Raw genomic sequence first — 19777 nt, forward strand, 5'->3', positions numbered from 1 at the left:
GAAAAAAAATGAAGCATTTTGTATTGTACGAACCTCCTTGTCAATCTTTAAATAGATGTTTACTTAGAGGCTGGGCCTATATTAGCATAAATTGATATGAGAAATTCCTTATTTAAATCTATTTACTTTTAGAAACATTCTAATTGATTATTAAGCATGGCATAACAAATAGTACTTTCTAAATTTTTAATGATTTCTTAGGATAAATAAAAGAATTAATTTTTTAACCCGGATGCTGTGGCGTTGTGGCTATCGCATTATTTTATTTTGAGGTTTCTCATGCCTGTTTCATTCAGCGTAATTCAAGAGTGCATGGAACATGTAAAAACAATACGACAACTTCTTAATCAATCATCGCCTCATAGTAATACTGAAGTTTTGGTTCAATTTGAAAACCAGTTGACCCTTGCTGAAATAGAACTCTGTTTTTCAACTTCTTCCCCAGATAAATTATGTGCAAATTTAGCTATATTATTAGCTAATCGCTGGGAAAGAATACGCCATTCAACCGCTTCTTATACTCGGCAACCTTTTAATAAAGTGAACCAACTCTGTTTGACATTAGCTCATCTTGTTTCTCCTCTCCCTAAAAATCGAGAAGACTACGATAAATTACGGCAGGGAGAAGGGCCTTATTTTGTCATCATGCCAAGTCTAAAAGCTTATGAAACGGTTTATTATGATAATATTCATCAACTTAAATTACATGAATTTGTTTTATCTGATGACGAACAAATATTTATTCCAATAGAGGAGTGTTTAAATTATGCGATAGAATCGAATAGCGGTGAGTTGACTCATCTTGTAAGCACTACGGACCGTTATCCTAAGTTATCACCAAGTGAATTAGATCGCGTTATTCATCATTTTCCTCAGGTTGCAAATTATTATAAGGTCATTGATAGCTTTAATCAGAAAAGACTCCATGATTCAAATTTTGGAGCTCAACTGGCTAAATTAACTAGTGCTTTAAGGGCCGGAGGGGTGCATGGGAGCGGCGAAGAGTATGATCCTGCTGCAGTCGCGAATGAAGGAATTAGCGAATTCGCTGAGTATTGGAATTCATTTCCCGAAGAAAAGAAGCAATGGTATTACGATGAATATCTAAACTTAAAAGATACTCTCGGACGTTTAATGCGGCCTACAGAGACGCAGTATCATAATATACGTTATTGTATTGAGCTTGTTGCAAACCACCTTGACCCCATCATTGAGCAATTTAAAGCAACAGAATTCGCTATTGTCAGACTTCGGGAACAAATAGTTGCTCAACAACAGGCAGTTAGAGAGAAGATGAAGTCTGCCGATTTCTCGATTTTACTCGATGAGAGTAAGCTGACTCAGCCAAGAGTCTTGCGTCAAATTTTTCAATTAAATGCAGAACAACAAACCGAATTATTTAAATACACTTCAACTGAAAATGCATTGAGATATGCTTTGGAATATGAGCCTCTGGCATTACCTGAATACATTGATCTTTTAGGTGATGATGCGAAAAAAGACATGATTGTTGCTCGATTTAAAAGTAATGAATCTGCATTAATTATTGCCGCGAAACAAGGGGCTAAAATGTCTATTAGCTTATTATTACAGTACGGCGCAGACATAGCTGCTAGAGATGTGAATGAAAGTAACGCACTTCACTGGGCTGCGAATAATGGACATAGTGAAGTAGTTCGTTATTTATTGGAGCATCACGCAGAAATAGAGCTTGAAGAGCATCACGGTGACACGGCGCTTAATTTGGCTGTAATTCATGGAAACAGCTCTGCCGTGGCCGTCCTGCTTGAATATGATGCTAATTTAGATGCGCGCAATTTCAATGGGAATAATTCGCTTGATTTGGCTATAAAACTTCAGCCAGAACTAATTGAGCAGTTACTTCTTAAAGCCATTATGTTAAGCCCGGAAGCACAAAGGTCTCTTTTAAGAGAGATTAATGGAGGTGTTTATCCAAATGTGTTGTTCTATGCGGAGGAGCACTGTCCTCAGAGCTTTAATTCTTTAGCTGCTGTATTGAAAAAACAAAATAATCTTAGTCTGATTAAAAACATGTTATGTGCAAAGAGCCGATATGGTAAAACAGCCCTGATAGCCGCTGCTGCAGTTGGAAGTCTTGAGGCTGTTCAGACTTTTTGGCAACTGGGAGCGGATATTAAAGAGCGAGATTTCAATAATAGAACGGCATTACATTGGGGGGCTTATAAGGGAGAGCCTCAAATCGTGGAGTTTTTAGTGGAGCAAGGTAGTGATATAGAGGCACAAGACGAGAAAAAAAATACGGCCCTTCTTATTGCCGTAATGCAAGGTAAGCAATCTGTGGTAGATTCTTTACTAGCCCATGATGCTGATGTGACTATTCGTAATGCTCGCGGAGAAAATGCTCTCGATCTCGCTATAAGACAAAGAAAATCGCAGTTAATAGAAACGCTGTTATTAAAAGCAGTAACTTTAAGCTCTGCGGAGCAAAAGTCATTTTTAAGCAGGGTGGACGGGGGAATTTATGATAATGTGTTCATTTATGCAATGTGCAAATATCCCGATCTTTTACCTTCTTTGCTTAATCAAGTTAATAAAATGGCAGAATATCAGGCCCATCAGATAGAGCTAAGTAATTATCTTAACATTGATGCTCATCTGGATGTGTTTTCTTCTAAACGATACAACATGAAAATAAAGCAACAACGAAACGAACATTATATTTCAGCGGTGGAAGCAGTCGATGTTTTGATAAGCAAATTGACTTTAGCAAAAGCTGAATTCTTATTTCAAGAAGGAGTTAGTTGGGATTTAAGAAAAAGTGTATTGAAGCAAAAAAGTATCGATGCGGTTACAGATGCTCGCCCTGTTTTAGAGCAATATAGGGAGTGGCAAAAAGTGATTGCTGCTTTTTTTATTATATTGCTTACTCTTCCCGTTTCATTACCGCTTATTGTATTCGGATTTTTTCCTGTGCATACCCAATCAGCACAGGCGCTCAATAAACTTGAAAAAGAAATTAATTCACTACCGATTTTGAGCACTTAGGTTTAATTAATTACGAACATTACTGATTTACCGACTATAATATGAAACAAGAATAATAAATGTGCAGTATAACACTAATGATTTTATGGATATTAATCAGTAATTATTATGCAAGGAGCTAACGATGAACAAATCAATTGTAACCATTGTATCTTTTACTTTAGGCGCAACTCTTACTTTTAGTGCATGGGCAGATATCAGCGCAACGGCTGGATCTAAGCCAACTACTACTACACCAACTCCAGGTGCTGCTCTCATGAATAGTCGACATCCTTGTCATGCAATCCAAAAAGCATGTCAGGCTGCTGGCTTTTCTAAAGGCGACAAAACAGGAAAAGGTTTATTTCTCCATTGCTTTAAGCCTATTTTAGCAGGTCAAACTGTTACTGGAGTTACAATAGATTCTTCAGTGGTTCAAGCTTGCCAGCAAAAACAGAAGAGCCGATAGAGATATTTTTTATAGTATGAGTCATTTAATTAGAAAAGATGGGGTAAAGTGAATAATGAAAATTGCCGTATGTAGTGATGAGCTTTACCCTGTTAATGAATTTGTTGTGAAAGAGCTTGAGCGCTTAGGGCATCAAGTCATTTTATTTGGTGCGCTACACTCTAGAAATAATGAATCTTGGATACAGGTGGCGCAAGAGGCTGCTGAATCCATTCATCAACGAGTCTGTGACGAAGGTATCTTTTTTTGTTGGACAGGGACGGGTGTTTCTATTGTAGCTAATAAAACTCCAGGAATCCGGGCCGCTTTATGTACTGATGCTCAAACCGCCCGTGGAGCTCGTGTATGGAATAGGGCTAATGTTTTAGCTTTATCTAACCGTCTTCTTACTCAAGATTTGGCTAAGGAAATTTTGAGTGCTTGGTTTGAATCTGTAGATGATGACAATGATGTTATTGATAAGATTAGGGCTATAGAAAGAGCGAACATATCACGAGATATTTAGGTTGGGTCATGGCCTTATTCCTAACTCTCAAGGCCAGAAGAGTTGGCTGATATTATTTTATTCTGCTGGAAGTCACCACAATATATCTGTATTCAGGATATAGTGGTTATGTCCTCCGATTGTGATTTTTAGTAGTCTTACTTTAGAGCGTGTTTAGGTGACTAACTTGTTGCTCGGATTGTGTTGGAGCTTCTAATGTCGGTTTTAACGATTTTAGCCTCTTAATCGGTCTCATATTGTTTCTTTCATCTACCCCATTATCTCGAGCTTCTTCTTGCATGGTACTCTTTGGCGCATCTGTGGGTTTAAAAATGGAGCTGTTTATTAAATATTTATTTGACCGTTTATTATTTTTTGGTACGGGGGGTGTCAATTTTTCTGGGGTAAACGATACCTTTTTTGTAATAATAGATTGTGCAAAGGGTAGAGTGGCTTCATATGAATTATGCGCCATCGGTTTAAAGCCAAAACTTTCATAAAAGACTTTACCAGCGTTGGATGATATGAGTGATATAGAGGTAATGCTTAACTCACAGCACACATCGTGTAATGCTAACATTAACATCGATCCCATTTTTTGATTACGATATTTTTTGTCTACGGCTAAAGAAATCAATGTTACAGTGTTCTCTTCTAAATCCACATTTACTGTAATACAGCCCTGTACTATTCCGTTTTTTAGGCAAGCAATACACAGTGTATTATCCTCACTATAAAGAATTTGACTTGGCTTATATTCCTCGGCTTCTTTTTCGGGAAAGGTTTCTTCAATTAATAGATCCATTTCTTCTAATAGATCCTGTTGTTCATCATTCACTATTTGAAGTTTAAATCCTGATGTTGCAACTAGTTCTTTTAATGGCTCTGATAGCAGCGTTTTTAATTTAACTTCTTTGTTAACAATTTCGGATAAAGTAGTCATCTGTTTTCCGCGTGATTAGTCATACAAAATGGACTGTTATTATACACTATTTGGCTTAAATAAGATCATTATGTGTTAAAAAATAAAAAGCGAGGGATGGATAACTAATTTTTTCTTATAATCATCGGGGAATCTACCTTATTTACTCCTAAATCCGAAGCCGATGAGGCAAAATGCCTAAGCCAGGCGCTAATTAATGACACAATAATAACAAGAGTATGCGAAGACATTCAGTAACCAAGAAACATATTCTGGTTTTCTCAGATTTTATTTCCTAATATAGTCCATATGGATAGAATTTTTCATTGATTAAATGTTAAGGAGTCTCATGCCACAAATTTCCCTTCGAATATCAAAAAATATTGATATAGTCCAATTGGATTTTAATGAGTTATTTGCAGCCATTCATGATGTGCTTCGCGAAGCGCCTAATGTTGATGTGAGTACCTGTCAAAGTGGAGTCATTCACGAAGATTTTTCATATATTGGTTTGGGAGAGGATAAAAGAACCAAAGTGTATCTCGAATTGTATTGGGTTGAAACGGAACAGCGAGTAGCAATAAAAAAACAATTAGCATTGCAGTTAATGAAAATATTGGAAGATTACATAGTTCCTGAGGTGGAACAACAAAAATTAATTTGTATTCCTCGAGTGCGAATTGCTAATTTTGGAGTTCTTGATCAGGATTATTATATTAGCCAGCGTACTCCAGCTGTTTCTTAAGAGCCTGCTTGTCCATTGACTGGTTTGTTTTTTCACAATTAGTTCTGTATTTGGTCTTTGTGCGGGGCAGTGTAATCAGGGCTTATCCTTTAAAAAGGAGAATGGAGAAGAGACTATGCTAAGAGAGTAAAACTGGATAAAAATTGATAAGAGGCTATATTTTATACAGGGTTAGGATGAAAAAGGAAGCGCTATGTGCTGTATTAATAAGCTCTTGTGCCTATTCTTTTTTTTCTTAAGCTCATTTACCATCTTTGCAGCGACTATTCCTCCAGATGTTTTAGGTTCTGAGAAGTACGACATTTTAAAATGTGTTTCTGATATTAAACAGACGTGTATTAATAGTTTCTGTCTTACATCAAGCCAAAGAAATTGCCAGGAAAACTGTGAAAAAATGGCACAACATAAATGCAGGGAACAAAGGAATCAATAAACAGTTTGAAGCTCGTAGAGTGCGGACGACAAGGAGTAGCTGATACAAAATCTTTGATATTTCAAAGAGTAATCTTTTTAAGATTTATTGATAACCATATTATTAAATTATATGATGACCTTTCTAGTGGGATTTATTGATTACAAGGAGTCTTAGTATGTCAATGTGCAAAATGTTACGTATATTGGTTGCTTTAATTGCGATTGCTGGGGTCTCTTCGTTGTTGAGTTCTTGTGTTACTCCAAGTAATACAGATGAAAGGGGCTACGGAGGAACTGGTGGACACGGTGGCGGTCATGGCGGTGGCGTTGGTGGTGGTTCTGGGCGTTAATCAATGAGGTAAGACATAACTACCAAGCTAAAGAATAATACGGGAATACCTTAATCCCGGATTATGACTTCGTCTAATCCGGGATACGTCTCCGTAACATCACGCGAAGAGTTTCCTGGAAGCTATGGACTGCAGAGCAATGGTCACATTTTATTAGCCAGTAACTAATATAGGTGATAAAAAGGTGTCTGAGGGGGTACCGGGCTGTACCATACGCGTAAACTCTGCTTCCCTTGTTGTGGCGGCGGTGCTCCAAAAAAAACTATGGCCCGTCAATACTCTTGCTATCCCCATACCAAACAATGTGCCTATCATCGTAATAATGTCAGCTAGGAGTCTAAGGGTACTGTGTCTATGACTAAATTCAGTTTGAGCCACGTCCTTCATCTGCTGCGCTTGATCTTGGTGAGATAAATCAGATAAACGAATAGGAATTACTTTTTTATAAAATTCCTTGATGGATGTTTTATAATCCTCACCAAAATTATTTTGCTCTGCAAGTTGTAATTTATTATTACAAAATGTCCTTATCGTTTTTAGATCGTGAATTATTGCCGGTGACACTCTTACTTTGCTGCTTTTTAAGGCTTGAGACCAGAAATTATGTTCTTCTTGAGTATAATTATCAGAATCTAATATTTGATATAAGCGCGAATTATGCTCAGACAGGTCGCGCATTTCATTTAACAGATCTTGGGCTGTATTTCTGAACTCCGTAGGAAGACCCATGTAAGCATCATAACAGCGGTCATACACAAAACTACTTTGTTTCGTATTTCGCACACCATGAGCCATGATTACGGTGAATTGTTCGAATAAGCGGCTTGTAGCCTTTACGCAGGTACGATGTAAATCAGGGAAATCTTTGACACTTTCTACGAAATCTGCAGCAAGATAAAAGCTTGGAAGATTTTTATTTTGTGATAAAAAGTCAGGATTTTGTAAAACCAGAATGTATGCATTAATGCTATCTAGATAATGCTGTACTTGTTTTTTAGTAATTTGTTTTATTTGATTATCTAGAGTCGTTATTTGTTGTTCAATTATGTTTAAATGTTGGGTGCCATTATGAGTTTGTAAAAACTGACTGTGAAGTGAACATAATTCTTTACCTGTAATGCTAGTGACTAGCTGCTTGATAGAAAAAATAGGGCAGCTACCACCCTCTTGCATGTAGCCCTTTTGATTATGTACCCGCATTGGTATTTCGTCGCCATCAACGTTGATTGATAGAAAATCAACGCATCCCAATACAGGTCTTCCATTTAATTCATCTATTTTAGCGTTTAATCGTAGCCATTCGTGGGCTTCTGCACTATGTGGAGGGGAAGCGCCTTCACCATTGGGTCCAGATTGAGGTTGACGGTAAAAGCGTAATTCACGTTCTGTTTGAATCAATTCAGTTAAGGTATGTTCCATTTGATGCTGGTATTCATCGGGGTTTTGTATCGGACTCACTGGCGAATGAATGATAGTTCCATTGTGATTTATGGTCGGCTGTAATTGGGTGATGTAGGTACCTGTACAGCTTTTGTACCTCCATTCCGCGTCATGGCATCCTGCTCCCAGATTAGTTTCGACTTTAAAATAATTAAAATAGTCTGGTCTCATGCCCTGAGGAGCTTGAGTTCCATTTTTAAGCATTCCTACTTTAATGAGCCTAACCATACTGGAGTGATTAATCATTCCACCTGTTTGCAGAATAATCTCATTCGTTTCTGATCTCATTGAGCTATCAGGTAAAAAACGTCTCATAGTAAAGATTTTATTTTTACCTAAGGAAACATACTTTCTGCCGTGCAGGAGGTCATGAGCATTCTCAGTGATTAAGTGGCTAATCAGTTGTTGATTGGGTAGTTCACTAATAAGCTTCAATGAGCCGTCATGTTTACTTCTATCTCCAGGAAGACGGCAACTGATATAATCTACAAAATTAGAGTCAGACTTTAGCCCTTGTTGTAAATAGTTGTTTTTATCATAACTCGCTAATATTTCAGTTGCATGCATAAGAGTCATATATTGCTGATTGCTTAAGGCTTCTTTATGATATTCAGCAAAAATTTTGAGCGACATGCCATAGGCACTACTTGCTTCGTAAATAGCACAGTTTACTTGTTTAGAATTAGAATAATCTAAAGATAAAATATGTGCCTTATCTAAATAACCAGATAACTTATTACTTATAATCCTCTGTTGCATTAATTTAAATGTGTCTAACTCTGACTTTAATTGCTTAATGCTTTTCTTTGGTGTCTGTTCTAAATAATAGTCGTGATAGAGAGCATCCAATACTTGAGAATCTAATCTAATACAATATTCTTTGGAGAGAGGGTCAAATTCCTCTATGGGGCGATAAGATTTAAATCGACTAAAAATGTCTGCTTTTTGGGTATCAGTCACCTTAACAAGCACTGGAGCTTGAAAGTTATATTCTTCTTCGTTTAATTTCATGCCATACGAAGGAAGTCGCAAATAGTGTGCAACAGCATGGCAAGTTGCTTGCGGTAGGATATAACCTATGAAACGACCTTGATTATTCAGTGGGATGGCGCCATACGATGCAACAAGTAGCTGATGATAGTTGCTTAAGAAAGGGTGTGTAGCAATGGGCAAGAGTTTGTAGTTTACAACTTTTCCCTCAGTAATTCTTGTGATACCGAATTTTCTAAAGCACCATTCTTTAAACGTCATGTGTTTCCTAAAATAATTGATTTTTTAGTGTGCATATTATACTAAAAACAAGCTTAAAGAATTATTAAATTCAAGCTGAGGGGCATAGGAACGATTGTAGCTTTTAAGTTGTGGAGTAGATTATGATGTGTGTCACTATTTGAAAGTATTCTCAGCAGATGATACCTTACTGAAATGTAATGATTTATAGTCGCAGTGATTCGCGATTCTCAAGTGCTTATTCTAAGAATTTGTTACCAAAATTTAAGGATAAATACGCAATAGAAAAGGAGATTTTATGGCAATGCAACAAGAGAAAGTGGCACCTACTATTCCCCGCGGTAATAATCCCTTTTCCAGTCGTTTTGATAACTTACCACCTAAAAAAGCTAATTGTTTTCCTCGTGTTGCTTATGTATTACAAGGCGGAGGCTCTTTAGGTGCCTATCAACTTGGAGTCGTAAAAGGTTTATTAGAGGCTGGATATGAACCTGATTGGATTGCTGCGACATCGATTGGCGCTATTCAAGCGGCAATCATTGTAGGTAATCCCCCTGAGCGCCGTGTTGAACGGCTACAGCAATTTTGGGAGAGGGTTGCACCACCTGCCATGTTTGATTACCTTGGTGAGTTTCAAACAACTTTAGAAGCGTATAATAAAATAGGGGCAGCACGAGCATTATTGTTTGGGCAGCCTGATTTTTTCTCTCCTCGTTGGGCTTCAGGTGAGTTTCCTTTATGGGGCGATCCGACCACTCTTAGCTTCTACGATACATCACCGCTTAGAAAAACCTTACTTGAGCTCATTGATTTTGATTTGCTTAACTCCTGCATGATCCGTTTAAGTTTAGGCTCCGTGCAAGTACGTACAGGTCATTTGATTTATTTTAATAACATTAATTATCGTATAGAGGTTGATCATATTTTAGCAAGTGCTGCTTTGCCCCCAGGTTTTCCTGCGATTAAAATTGATGAAGAGGTCTATTGGGATGGTGGTGTACATTCAAATTCACCTCTAGAAGTTATTTTAGAGGCGATCCCTGCCGAAAATACCTTATGCTTCTTAATTGATTGTTTTGGCGGACCGGCCTATATCCCTCAGAGCATGAGCGAAATAGAAGAGCGAATGAAAGATATTAGTTATAGTACTCATGCACAACGGACAATTTTAAATTATTTGCAGCGACAAAAAATGCGCAACTCTATGGCTGAGTTGAAAAAACATCTGACTGAAGAGCAAAAACAGCAATATGCTGATTTAGTCGATATTGGAGTACCTCATCATTGTACTTTAGTTCATTTGATGTATAGCGCGAGAATAGTTAAGGCCGCGTCAAAAGATTATAATTTTGGGCAAGTGATCATCAGTAAACGTATAGAAAATGGTTATCAAGATGCTCAAGCTATATTGGCTGAAGAAGAAAAATGGGGGTTCATACCTAAGGATGGAAAAAGTCGTTTGTATGAAGCACCTAATAATAGCTCTAAATTGCTGCGGAAATTACAAAATATATAGTAGTATTTTTTGGTTTGATTATGTCTAAATTTACCAAATATTTTAAGAAAAAGATTAGTCTACCCGTGATTATTGTAGTCCTTGCTTTTGCTATAGGACTATTTCATCTTTTTTCTTATTTAATTCCATTTACCGATAACGCTTTTGTGGTCACTAATGTTACTCCTGTGGCAGCTGATGTATCAGGATTTATTACAGAACTTCATGTCAAAAATGGGCAACGAGTCAAAAAAGATCAACCTATTTTTACTGTATATCAAATTCCTTATCAATTAGCTTATCAGAAAGCGGAAGCGGATTATCAGGAAGGAATAAAAAAGATCGCCGTATACGAAAAAGAAATAAAAAGAGCTGATGCATTGATTCGATCTACAGATGCTGAGTTGGCAAAGGTTAATTTCGAGCTTGGTTTGAAAAAAAGCAAGTATGTAGCTCAAGCGGTTTCTATCTTGGAAGTAAAAAAACTCTCCTATGATGCCGACACTTTAAAGCACAAACGTATTTCCTTGCAACGAGAAGTAGAGGTTTTACATGCAAAAATTGAACAACAAAAACATACCATTCAAAGTCTGAAGGCTAAAAAAGACAACGCTAAAGTCAATTTGGATCTCACTGTGGTTAAAGCCCCCAGCGATGGTGTTATTGACAATATGTACGTGTCTCCTAATACGCCTATTAAAATTCGTGAACCTATTTTTTCTTTTATAGATACATCAAATTACTTTATCCAGGCTAATTTCAATGAAACAGATTTACGCAATGTACGTATAGGGGATAAGGCTTACATCATTTTACGGATGTATTATTTTAATAAGGTATTTCATGGGAGGGTGGTCAATTCTTTATGGGCTGCTGAACGTCAAGCCACCGCACCTAAAAGTCAGATCCAGCTAGTGAGCAATGAAAATGAATGGTTGTTATTACCTCAGCGATTTCCCATACAAATCAAAATATTAGATCCGGATCCTGATTATCCTTTGAATCCTGGTGCGAGTGCTTATGTTTATATCTCAACTAAAAGATAAAGTACTTGCTTATGACCGATATGGGATACATCGTGTTAATGGGTTAAAGGCTCTATTTCTTCTAGAGCTATTATTTATATTCAACTTTATCTACACGGTTAATAATCCTTATTTTTATTTTTTTTACGTCCCTTTAACCGCATTTACTGCCGAAGTAGTAGGCACTACTTTGGAAGAAAAATCCTTGTTTTTATTTTTTACGATTACTGGCTGTGCCTTTTCCATTTTTCTATTTGGCGTTTTTTCAGTTTATAGAACATTTTTTGCCTTGTTTGTTTTTTTCTATACCGCTCTACTTTATTACGTTGTGATACACAAATTAAAAAAAATGCTGGCTTTAGTACCATTAATCTTAAGTTTAGCGGTTTATTCTTTAATTTATGTCAATGCGGACAGTAACTTTTATATTGCTTTAAATAACACCTTGCACACACTTGCTGCTATGGTACTTATGCTGGTAGGTTTATATATGTTTCCCAAAATATATTACCTGTCCATCTGGCGCAGAGCATTTTGCGATGTGGTGACCCACTTAGAGATATTGACTGAAAAGATCTGTAGGGAAGAGGTGAATACCATACCCATATTTTCGGGCATTATTGTAATGGAGCGACATTGCAAAATGCTTTCAAGGAAGATGAAATATTTCAGTATATTAAAAATTACTTTATTGGCTTTTGAGCTAATTATGTCCATTTCTTATCTGGTATCTTTTCAAAAAAATATTAAAATTCAATATATTCGATTATTTCATCATTATTTAGTGATCATGCGCGACGCGGTAAGAATGAAAGATCCTGTATTCATAGATCCCAAAGAGCTGCCTTTATTTAATGAAACACACGAATTAAAAATCCTACATCAATTAATTTTAAGCTGGAATTACGTATGCGCCGATCTTTAATGTTTGGAAGGCTTAGTTATCGCTCATTACGTGGCATACAGATCAGTGTTGTGTTCTTTTTTACCATTATTGTTCAGGAATTATTGCATTTCCCACGAGCCGGATGGATTGGCTTTGCTGTGATGATGATTTATGCGGGGTTTGATAATGGTACCACTATACTTCGTGCCTATCATCGATTTTTGGGCATGCTTTTAGGTTTGCTTAGTGGTTATCTGTTATGGTTTTTGGGACATGTAGACTATCGATTACTCATTATTATCATTCCAATTACTATCTATCTTGCTTATTTTCTAGCAGGGCAGGCTTATACTGTTCCTACTGTGTTTACGGTAAATACCTCTGTTATTGGTAGCGGATATTTTGATACCTCTAGGAGCACTTTCCCCCTTACCTATTTCCTTCTCGACTACCTAATGTGTACCGTGATTGCTTTTGCCATTATTTTAGTGTTTGAATATTTTTGGTTTAGGCGATATAACGTGATGAGTTTATTTATTAAAGATACTCAAGCTGATGTAATCAGAAAACTCTACAGGCTAATTCATTTATTAAACCAAGATAAAATTAGTCGTTCTGATTGGTTTGATGCATGTATTACCTATACGGACAGTTTGTTCGAAATGGATAAATTGGCGCGTAATTCCCAATTTTTAATTATCTCCGAAGGGGTATTAGGTGATCATTTTAATGAATTTGTGGCATTGAATAATCATATATTTATTCGTCTCAAGGCTTTATATTTAGCTACCTATACCAAGAGACGTCGAAAATACGATTACAACTTATTACTCCAAGAAGTACAGGCTGATTTGAAACGTTTAAAAATCCTTGTTAGGGACGTGCACGATGCTGAGGAGCATGATGGAGAGTTACATGCAGCGCCTAACTAATAGACTTCTTTCCAAATTCTACTGTGGTAGGCAATTGTTTCGTCGATACGGTGCTCGAGTCCTCATGTGTTGGCATGTACACTGTGGTTTATTATTACCGTTTATCTTGACCGGTTGTCTCCTAAATAATACGTATCATAAACCTGAAGTTGAGGTCGCGAATCAATGGACTGTTGCAGATAGAAACATTAGTAATAATGATGAAAAAAATATCCCTTATTTGGCTTGGTGGCGAGGGTTTAATGATCCCACTTTAAATGAATTAATTGAAAAAGGATTACAGTATAATAACAGCCTCAACATGTCACGTAACCATATTAAAGCAGCAGAAGGCGAGCTTAAAAAAATTCGCTATCAATGGATTCCTACTGTTGATGTAATGCTGGGTTATTCCAGAAATCCCGCCACAGGATTCCCTGGTGTTTTAGGAGTAATTATACCCAGTTATATTATTAATATTATTCACCAAATCAAAGAGCAAAAAATTGCGCGATATAATTTAGAGCAAATTAAAGCCGAAGATGATGCTCTAAAACTCACTATTATTTCTGAAATTACAGCGAGCTATTTTACTTACCAGGCAGAGATAGAGCGTAAACGACTTTTAGAAATTTTAGCTCATGATTTAACTCAACTTGCAGATATTTCCAATAAAGTATATCAAGGGGGACTTACTTCTGATATTGAACAACAAGAGCTATTCAGCCAAGCAGATATTATTCGCGGTGAGCAGGAGGTTATTGAAAAGAATATTATTATCAGTCGTAATGCCATTCGTTATCTGATTAATTTAAATCCTGGCGATATAAAAACCGTAGTGAAGTTTTCGGATCTCAACAATAAGCACTTAATACCAGGCTCCTTACCCTTAACCGTGCTTGAGAATAGACCAGACTTACAAATAGCTGAAAATCGATTACGTGCATCCAATTATGGAATTGGTTTAGCGGCCTCTAATCTTCTACCCACGATAACTCTTGATTTGATTGGCGGTAAAGCGGCAGGCGACAGCAGATACATATGGCCTCATCAAAACGTATATTTTAATGATCAATTAATCCGTTCTCCTATATTAAAAGCATCGGTATTAGGGGAAATCGCTGCGGCCAAAGGATTGGATAAAGTATCTTATTTTAATTATATCGATACGCTACAAAAAGCTTTACGTGATACGACTAACGCCTTATCAGCTAATGAACGTTTTACTAACAAACTAAAAAGAACCCAAGAGGCACAAAAGCGACTGGCGAAATCTTATGAATTAAATCGGCGTTTATATCTCCGGGGCATTCAAAACTATATTGACATGTTAAGAACTAAAATTGCTTTAGACCGGATCAATATCAATTTGAATGAAGACAAATTAATACAATTATTGACTACTGTTAGTTTATATCAGGAATTAGCTGGCGGTTATAAGGCGGATGAGCCTTTGCCTGAGCAGCAAAAGGTAGCTCTGGCGGTAACAAAATAATAATAAGTGCTTGTGTGGGGAGGGAAATCGCAAATTATATCCGACGGAAATGATTTATCGGCAATAGTGCTGTATAATTAATATACAATTGCCTGCAAGGATGTAATTATGTATAAAAACACCGTAGCAATTTTAACCCTTACCGTTACAACTTATCTGACCGGCTGTGCAACAAGAAATGATTATTCTCCAGGATATAACTATAATACTGACTATGCTTATCTAGGTAAAATTTACCCTGGTAGCGTGAGCAATGTGAGTTATGGTTCAGATTTTGGAAAAGGTTATGGTTTGAACTATGGAATCACTGATTATCAATATGGCTATGGTGTTGATGATTACGGCTTAGGTTATGGCATAGTCGATTATGGTAATAAGCATAATTATGTAACTTCTTATTTTCAAGGATGGAATAGTGCTTCTGGTCAATATGGACATGGACATTGGCATGGTGGTCGAGGGTATGGGCATCATAGCAGCGGAGGATATGTTGGACCTAGCGTCGTGCCTAGATAGTCTTTTCTCAATATTTTTAATTAAGTGCTCTATTCATTTTCGAATTACCGGCGAAAGCCGGTATCCGTGTTAAAGTCGAGCACGCCACTGCTTCATAATCAATTGTAGATTAGGTGAACAATGCCTAAGCCCTAGCCCGGGATCTTTATAATTCGTTGATTTATAAAAAAGAGCATATTTTATTAAGTAATGAACAAAAAGTGGATATTTAAGGACAAATACAGTACACTACGATCGTTTTTAAATCCAACGCCTATTGAGGGATTTTATGCCATTACAACCTATACGCTTTAAGACAGCCCAAGAGTTAAATGATTTTTTAGACTATCTTGAAACTTTAAACTTAATAACCCTCGAAGACGGTGCAGTAAAAACCACCCCTGAATTGGATAAGCAATTTATAAAAGCAAGTGATGGTTCTATTTATTTATTGAATGATCTATTGCAATTCCTTAATGAAGCTTCAGAAGAAGAGATTGCAGCATCTGAGCCTTCATTCTTTATTGGAAATGCGGCGTTAATATTTAATACGGCTAACTTAAAACCAGTGACGTTAGCTCAACTTAAAGCAGATCCAAATTTAATTGAGCAGTTAACTCCAGTTAACCTTGCACCTATCTTTTCATCATTGAATCCCAAACTGTATTCTGATGATGCATTACCTTCGTTGGTTGGGGCAAAGAATATTGAAGAAGTAAAAAAATCCTATAACAATGAACGATTATCACAGCTAGTTATTAAGGCTAGCTCATCTTTTAGCTCATTATTTCCTTCATTGGAAACTCTATCAGCAGCTAGTGTGGGCAGTTTATTGCCTCTTGTATCATTGAAGAAACCAATGCTAGTACCTTTTGCATTTAAAGGATCAGATCTTTTCCCTGACACGCTACGAGACATTTATAAAATCACATTGATGCAACAGATTAAATTAAAGTACCGTCTTCTAGAAGAATTGGAGGTTGTTCCAGGATTGGAAGAGCAGCAACAATTAAAACAATGGATTGAGGCTATCGACAAAGAGAATGCAGCAATTAAAAAATTGTCGTCCACTGTATTGGAGCAATTAGAGGTACATACTGAAACAGTTAAAGAAGTTCAAGAACGATACGCAAAAATGCTAGAAGAAGATCCAAGCGGTGAAAAACTGAAGGCAGAAATAGAAGCAAAAATCAAAGAAGCAAAAGAATTGTTTGATTCAGCAAAGAATTTAGAACCAATATTTGATGTATTAAAACCAATTCTTGTTTATAGCACTATGGTAGCATTATATGTGCTATTCCTAGCTGCACTTATTGTTACTTTAATGTTAACCGCGATTTGGACCGCACCCATTCCTTTACTCGGACTGACTCTTCTAGCCATAGAATCAATAGCTGCACCATTATTAGCTATACCACTAGTTATGGGTATTTTTGAATTAGGTCAACTAATAAGAAATAAATTTGATGATGTTCTAAAAGAAAAATATACAAAAAATCAAGAGCTATCGCTGGAAGTTGTTTCTCTTCAAGTAGACGAATTGTTTCGATCTACGGTCGTTTCTCTCTATTCTCAAGAGTTTATCGACAATGGTCCGGATCATGATGCTTTTGTTGACATGCTTTGGGAAGATTCGGTGGACGTAAATACCTTTGAAGCTGAGCTGGCAGAAAAAATGCCCCGTATCGCTACCATGAAACCAAAAGTTTCGGTTGTTAATCCCTTTAATCTGTTCCCGTCTGCCAGAACATCGGATAGAGCTAAGGGTGAAGCAGAATTAACAGCCCGCGGATCATTTGAGATATAAAATTATATCGTCCTAGGGGATATAGACTATGAGAATCAACTTAAAGTCGATTAATCCCCTGGCTCATAATAAATTGTAGCCTGGCCGAGTACGCAAGCTATAACCCGGGATATTTCTAATTCATTGATATATAAACAATAAATAAAAAAGAGAGCATGCTTTATTAATTCATGAGCAAAATGTGGATATTTAAGGACAAATACAGTACACTGCGATCGTTTTTAAATCCAACGTCTATTGAGGGATATTATGCCATTACAACCTATACGCTTTAAGACAGCCCAAGAGTTAAATGATTTTTTAGACTATCTTGAAACTTTAAACTTAATAACCCTCGAAGACGGGGCAGTAAAAACCACCCCTGAATTGGATAAGCAATTTATAAAAGCAAGTGATGGCTCTATTTATTTATTGAATGATGTACTGCAATTCCTTGATGAGGCTTCAGAAGAAGAGATTGCAGCATCTAAGCCTTCATTCTTTCTTGGAAACCCTGCGGCAACATTAAATACTGCTGACTTAAAACCAGTGACGTTAGCTCAACTTAAAGCAGATCCAAGTTTAGTTGAACAGTTAACTCAGGTTAAATTTGCACCTATCTTTTCATCATTGAATCCTAAACTATATTCTGATGATGCATTACCTTCGTTAATTGGGGCGAAGAATATTGAAGAAGCTAAAAAATCCTATAACAATCAACGATTGTCCCAGAAAGTTTCTGACGCTAACCTATCTATTAGCTTATTGTTTCCTTCATTGGAAAACCTATCTGCTGCTCTAAGTTTTATATTCTTGAAGAAGCCGGTACTAATGCCTTATGCCTTTAAAGGCTCAGATCTCTTTCCTGATACGTTACGAGATATTTATAAAATCACCTTGATACAACAGATTAAATTAAAGTACCGTTTACTAAGAGAATTGGAGTTTGTTCAAGAGTTTGAACAGAGAAGACAATTAAAACAATGGATTGCGGCTATCGAAACAGATATTGCAGCAATTAGAAAATTGTCGTCCACTGTATTTCAGCAATTAGAAAAGCATTCTGAAGTCACTAAAGAAGCTCAAGAACGATATGCAAAAATACTAGAAGAAGATCCTAGTGGTGAAAAACTGAAGGCAGAAATAGAAGCAAAAATCAAAGAAGCAAAAGAATTGCTTGATTCAGCAGACAATTTAGAACCAATATATGATGTATTAAAACCGATTCTTGCTTATAGCACTATGATAGCATTATATATGCTATTCCTAGCCACTGTTATTGTCGCACCAGCGTTAATAATGGCTTTGACCGCAACCCTTCCTTTACTCGGACTGACTCTTGTAATCATAGAATCAATATCTGCAATTTTATTAGCTGCACCAATAGTTCATGGCATTGTTGAATTAGGTCGGCTAATAGAAAATAAATTTGATGATGTTCTAAATGAAAAACGTGCAAAAAATATGGAGCTATCACTGGAAGCTATGACTCTTCAAGTAGACGAGCTTTTTAGGTCGACGTTTTCTAAAAATCCTCAAGAATTTATCGATAATGGTCCGGATCATAATGCTTTTATTGACATGCTTGAGGAGGAGTTGATGGAAGTAAATCTCCTTGAAGCAGATCTGGCGGAAAAAATAGCCCGTATTGAAACCATGGCATCAAAAGTTTCTGTTGTTAGTCCATTTAATATGTTCCCGTCTACCCGAACATCGCATACAGCTAAGGATGACGCGGAATTAACAGCCCACTGCTCATTTGATATATAAAATGATATAAGGGGATAATCAACTTAAAGTCGATTATTCCCTTGGTACATAATAAAGTAGCCTGGGTGGAGGCGTAGGCCGCAACCCGGGAAACTAACCCCTCCCTCTGCCGCAACGACTTGACCATACTCCGCTATTCTTGTGACTGATGAATAGATGGCAGAAAACCCGGGTTATGCTATGCTTTACCCAGGCTACGGTTTTTCTTTAAAAGCGGTTTAATTTATTAAGCGCTTAAAACTAACGGATTCTGTTCTGTGTACTCTGATAGGCCAAAAGGACCAACATTTTTTCCGGTGAATTTATGAACTATATAATCCAAGAGATGTAAAATCAGATTGAATATATTTCGTGTATTATGTTTTTCAAATTGAATCCATGTGTTGCGATTTCCATTCTCATCATAAGAAACACCGAATAGTACTTCTTTAACTACCGGACCCGAAAAAGAATATTGCTGGGCACTGGATTCATGAGAGGAGCTGCGTTCGTGAAGACACTCTTGAAATGTTGCAACTAATTCATTATACAATGAACCATCGTCTACCAACTTAAGATGACCACCCTTTAACATTTCCTCTAATAACTCCATAGTTGCATGAGGATTCTGCTCAAAATCGTGCCGTAATTTGGATATAAGCCTTAAAATAAAATTGATTTCTATATGAGGAGTATAAAACTCTAACCCTTCATGAATAAGTTTTATGACCGAATGAAGTACATCATCATAAGTACTGTCTATTTCATTACAGAAGAATGAGAGGCTCTTTTTATATGACTTATATGACCTATATGACGACATAAATTTAACATCCAAATGAGGTTTATTTATTGTGCATAGTGTAATCTATTAA

The 19777-nt window shown here is 36.7% G+C and carries 16 protein-coding genes; 13 read left to right on the top strand and 3 right to left on the bottom strand.

The window, feature by feature from the left end; genetic code table 11:
• Positions 1 to 279 precede the first annotated feature (279 nt).
• From LFA_RS02955 to LFA_RS02965, 3 genes are all read left to right on the top strand, one after another.
• Complete coding sequence (locus LFA_RS02955; RefSeq protein ID WP_045094854.1) at positions 280 to 3027, top strand: ankyrin repeat domain-containing protein; 2748 nt, start codon at positions 280 to 282, stop codon at positions 3025 to 3027.
• 124 nt (positions 3028 to 3151) lie between these two features.
• The gene (locus LFA_RS02960) at positions 3152 to 3475 is read left to right on the top strand and encodes a hypothetical protein (protein ID WP_045094855.1); all 324 of its coding nucleotides are present in this window, start codon (positions 3152 to 3154) and stop codon (positions 3473 to 3475) included.
• A gap of 55 nt (positions 3476 to 3530) precedes the next feature.
• Complete coding sequence (locus tag LFA_RS02965) at positions 3531 to 3980, top strand: RpiB/LacA/LacB family sugar-phosphate isomerase (protein WP_045094856.1); 450 nt, start codon at positions 3531 to 3533, stop codon at positions 3978 to 3980.
• A 142-nt stretch (positions 3981 to 4122) separates the two neighbouring features.
• On the opposite strand, the gene LFA_RS02970 is transcribed toward LFA_RS02965, so the two are convergent.
• Positions 4123 to 4902, bottom strand: a complete 780-nt coding sequence (locus tag LFA_RS02970; protein ID WP_045094857.1) for a GNAT family N-acetyltransferase — start codon at positions 4900 to 4902, stop codon at positions 4123 to 4125.
• Between the two features lie 328 nt (positions 4903 to 5230).
• On the opposite strand from LFA_RS02970, the gene LFA_RS02975 reads away from it, so the two are divergent.
• Together LFA_RS02975 and LFA_RS19730 are read left to right on the top strand one after the other, a co-directional pair.
• Positions 5231 to 5626 carry a hypothetical protein gene (locus LFA_RS02975; RefSeq protein WP_045094858.1) on the top strand — a complete coding sequence of 132 codons (396 nt, stop codon included), beginning with the start codon at positions 5231 to 5233 and terminating at the stop codon, positions 5624 to 5626.
• A gap of 590 nt (positions 5627 to 6216) precedes the next feature.
• Positions 6217 to 6390 carry a hypothetical protein gene (locus tag LFA_RS19730; protein WP_157010262.1) on the top strand — a complete coding sequence of 58 codons (174 nt, stop codon included), beginning with the start codon at positions 6217 to 6219 and terminating at the stop codon, positions 6388 to 6390.
• 153 nt (positions 6391 to 6543) lie between these two features.
• On the opposite strand, the gene LFA_RS02980 is transcribed toward LFA_RS19730, so the two are convergent.
• Positions 6544 to 9081, bottom strand: a complete 2538-nt coding sequence (locus LFA_RS02980; protein ID WP_045094859.1) for a hypothetical protein — start codon at positions 9079 to 9081, stop codon at positions 6544 to 6546.
• Between the two features lie 277 nt (positions 9082 to 9358).
• On the opposite strand from LFA_RS02980, the gene LFA_RS02985 reads away from it, so the two are divergent.
• The 8 genes from LFA_RS02985 (at position 9359) to LFA_RS03020 (ending at position 18923) form a co-directional block, all read left to right on the top strand.
• A complete protein-coding gene (locus tag LFA_RS02985; RefSeq protein WP_231865893.1) occupies positions 9359 to 10576 on the top strand; it encodes a patatin-like phospholipase family protein in 1218 nt (405 codons plus the stop codon).
• Positions 10577 to 10596: 20 nt separating this feature from the next.
• Positions 10597 to 11601, top strand: a complete 1005-nt coding sequence (locus LFA_RS02990) for an HlyD family secretion protein (protein ID WP_045094860.1) — start codon at positions 10597 to 10599, stop codon at positions 11599 to 11601.
• Positions 11576 to 12505 carry a hypothetical protein gene (locus tag LFA_RS02995; RefSeq protein WP_045094861.1) on the top strand — a complete coding sequence of 310 codons (930 nt, stop codon included), beginning with the start codon at positions 11576 to 11578 and terminating at the stop codon, positions 12503 to 12505. Before LFA_RS02990 ends, LFA_RS02995 begins: the two co-directional genes overlap by 26 nt.
• Entirely contained in the window at positions 12490 to 13398 is a 909-nt protein-coding gene (locus LFA_RS03000) for an FUSC family protein (protein WP_052673838.1), read from the top strand. Before LFA_RS02995 ends, LFA_RS03000 begins: the two co-directional genes overlap by 16 nt.
• Complete coding sequence (locus tag LFA_RS03005) at positions 13382 to 14872, top strand: TolC family protein (protein WP_231865894.1); 1491 nt, start codon at positions 13382 to 13384, stop codon at positions 14870 to 14872. The genes LFA_RS03000 and LFA_RS03005 overlap by 17 nt, the downstream gene beginning before the upstream one ends.
• A 108-nt stretch (positions 14873 to 14980) precedes the next feature.
• Positions 14981 to 15388: a hypothetical protein gene (locus LFA_RS03010; protein ID WP_045094862.1), complete on the top strand. Its 408-nt coding sequence runs from the start codon at positions 14981 to 14983 to the stop codon at positions 15386 to 15388.
• A 268-nt stretch (positions 15389 to 15656) separates the two neighbouring features.
• Entirely contained in the window at positions 15657 to 17174 is a 1518-nt protein-coding gene (locus tag LFA_RS03015) for a hypothetical protein (protein ID WP_045094863.1), read from the top strand.
• Positions 17175 to 17423: 249 nt separating this feature from the next.
• Positions 17424 to 18923, top strand: coding sequence for a coiled-coil domain-containing protein (locus LFA_RS03020; protein ID WP_045094864.1), 1500 nt, complete (start codon positions 17424 to 17426; stop codon positions 18921 to 18923).
• 226 nt (positions 18924 to 19149) lie between these two features.
• On the opposite strand, the gene LFA_RS03025 is transcribed toward LFA_RS03020, so the two are convergent.
• A complete protein-coding gene (locus tag LFA_RS03025) occupies positions 19150 to 19725 on the bottom strand; it encodes a hypothetical protein (RefSeq protein ID WP_045094865.1) in 576 nt (191 codons plus the stop codon).
• Positions 19726 to 19777 lie beyond the last annotated feature (52 nt).

This window comes from Legionella fallonii LLAP-10 (assembly GCF_000953135.1).
GTDB lineage: Bacteria > Pseudomonadota > Gammaproteobacteria > Legionellales > Legionellaceae > Legionella > Legionella fallonii.

Excerpts from the sequence above, each read along its gene's own strand:
- LFA_RS02955 (WP_045094854.1), top strand. The coding sequence starts at position 280 with ATGCCTGTTTCATTCAGCGTAATTCAAGAGTGCATGGAACATGTAAAA.
- LFA_RS02960 (WP_045094855.1), top strand. The coding sequence starts at position 3,152 with ATGAACAAATCAATTGTAACCATTGTATCTTTTACTTTAGGCGCAACT.
- LFA_RS19730 (WP_157010262.1), top strand. The coding sequence starts at position 6,217 with ATGTCAATGTGCAAAATGTTACGTATATTGGTTGCTTTAATTGCGATT.
- LFA_RS02965 (WP_045094856.1), top strand. The coding sequence starts at position 3,531 with ATGAAAATTGCCGTATGTAGTGATGAGCTTTACCCTGTTAATGAATTT.
- LFA_RS03005 (WP_231865894.1), top strand. The coding sequence starts at position 13,382 with ATGCAGCGCCTAACTAATAGACTTCTTTCCAAATTCTACTGTGGTAGG.
- LFA_RS03010 (WP_045094862.1), top strand. The coding sequence starts at position 14,981 with ATGTATAAAAACACCGTAGCAATTTTAACCCTTACCGTTACAACTTAT.
- LFA_RS02975 (WP_045094858.1), top strand. The coding sequence starts at position 5,231 with ATGCCACAAATTTCCCTTCGAATATCAAAAAATATTGATATAGTCCAA.
- LFA_RS02985 (WP_231865893.1), top strand. The coding sequence starts at position 9,359 with ATGGCAATGCAACAAGAGAAAGTGGCACCTACTATTCCCCGCGGTAAT.
- LFA_RS03020 (WP_045094864.1), top strand. The coding sequence starts at position 17,424 with ATGCCATTACAACCTATACGCTTTAAGACAGCCCAAGAGTTAAATGAT.
- LFA_RS03025 (WP_045094865.1), bottom strand. The coding sequence starts at position 19,725 with ATGTCGTCATATAGGTCATATAAGTCATATAAAAAGAGCCTCTCATTC.
- LFA_RS03000 (WP_052673838.1), top strand. The coding sequence starts at position 12,490 with ATGCGCCGATCTTTAATGTTTGGAAGGCTTAGTTATCGCTCATTACGT.
- LFA_RS02970 (WP_045094857.1), bottom strand. The coding sequence starts at position 4,902 with ATGACTACTTTATCCGAAATTGTTAACAAAGAAGTTAAATTAAAAACG.
- LFA_RS02980 (WP_045094859.1), bottom strand. The coding sequence starts at position 9,081 with ATGACGTTTAAAGAATGGTGCTTTAGAAAATTCGGTATCACAAGAATT.
- LFA_RS02990 (WP_045094860.1), top strand. The coding sequence starts at position 10,597 with ATGTCTAAATTTACCAAATATTTTAAGAAAAAGATTAGTCTACCCGTG.
- LFA_RS03015 (WP_045094863.1), top strand. The coding sequence starts at position 15,657 with ATGCCATTACAACCTATACGCTTTAAGACAGCCCAAGAGTTAAATGAT.
- LFA_RS02995 (WP_045094861.1), top strand. The coding sequence starts at position 11,576 with ATGTTTATATCTCAACTAAAAGATAAAGTACTTGCTTATGACCGATAT.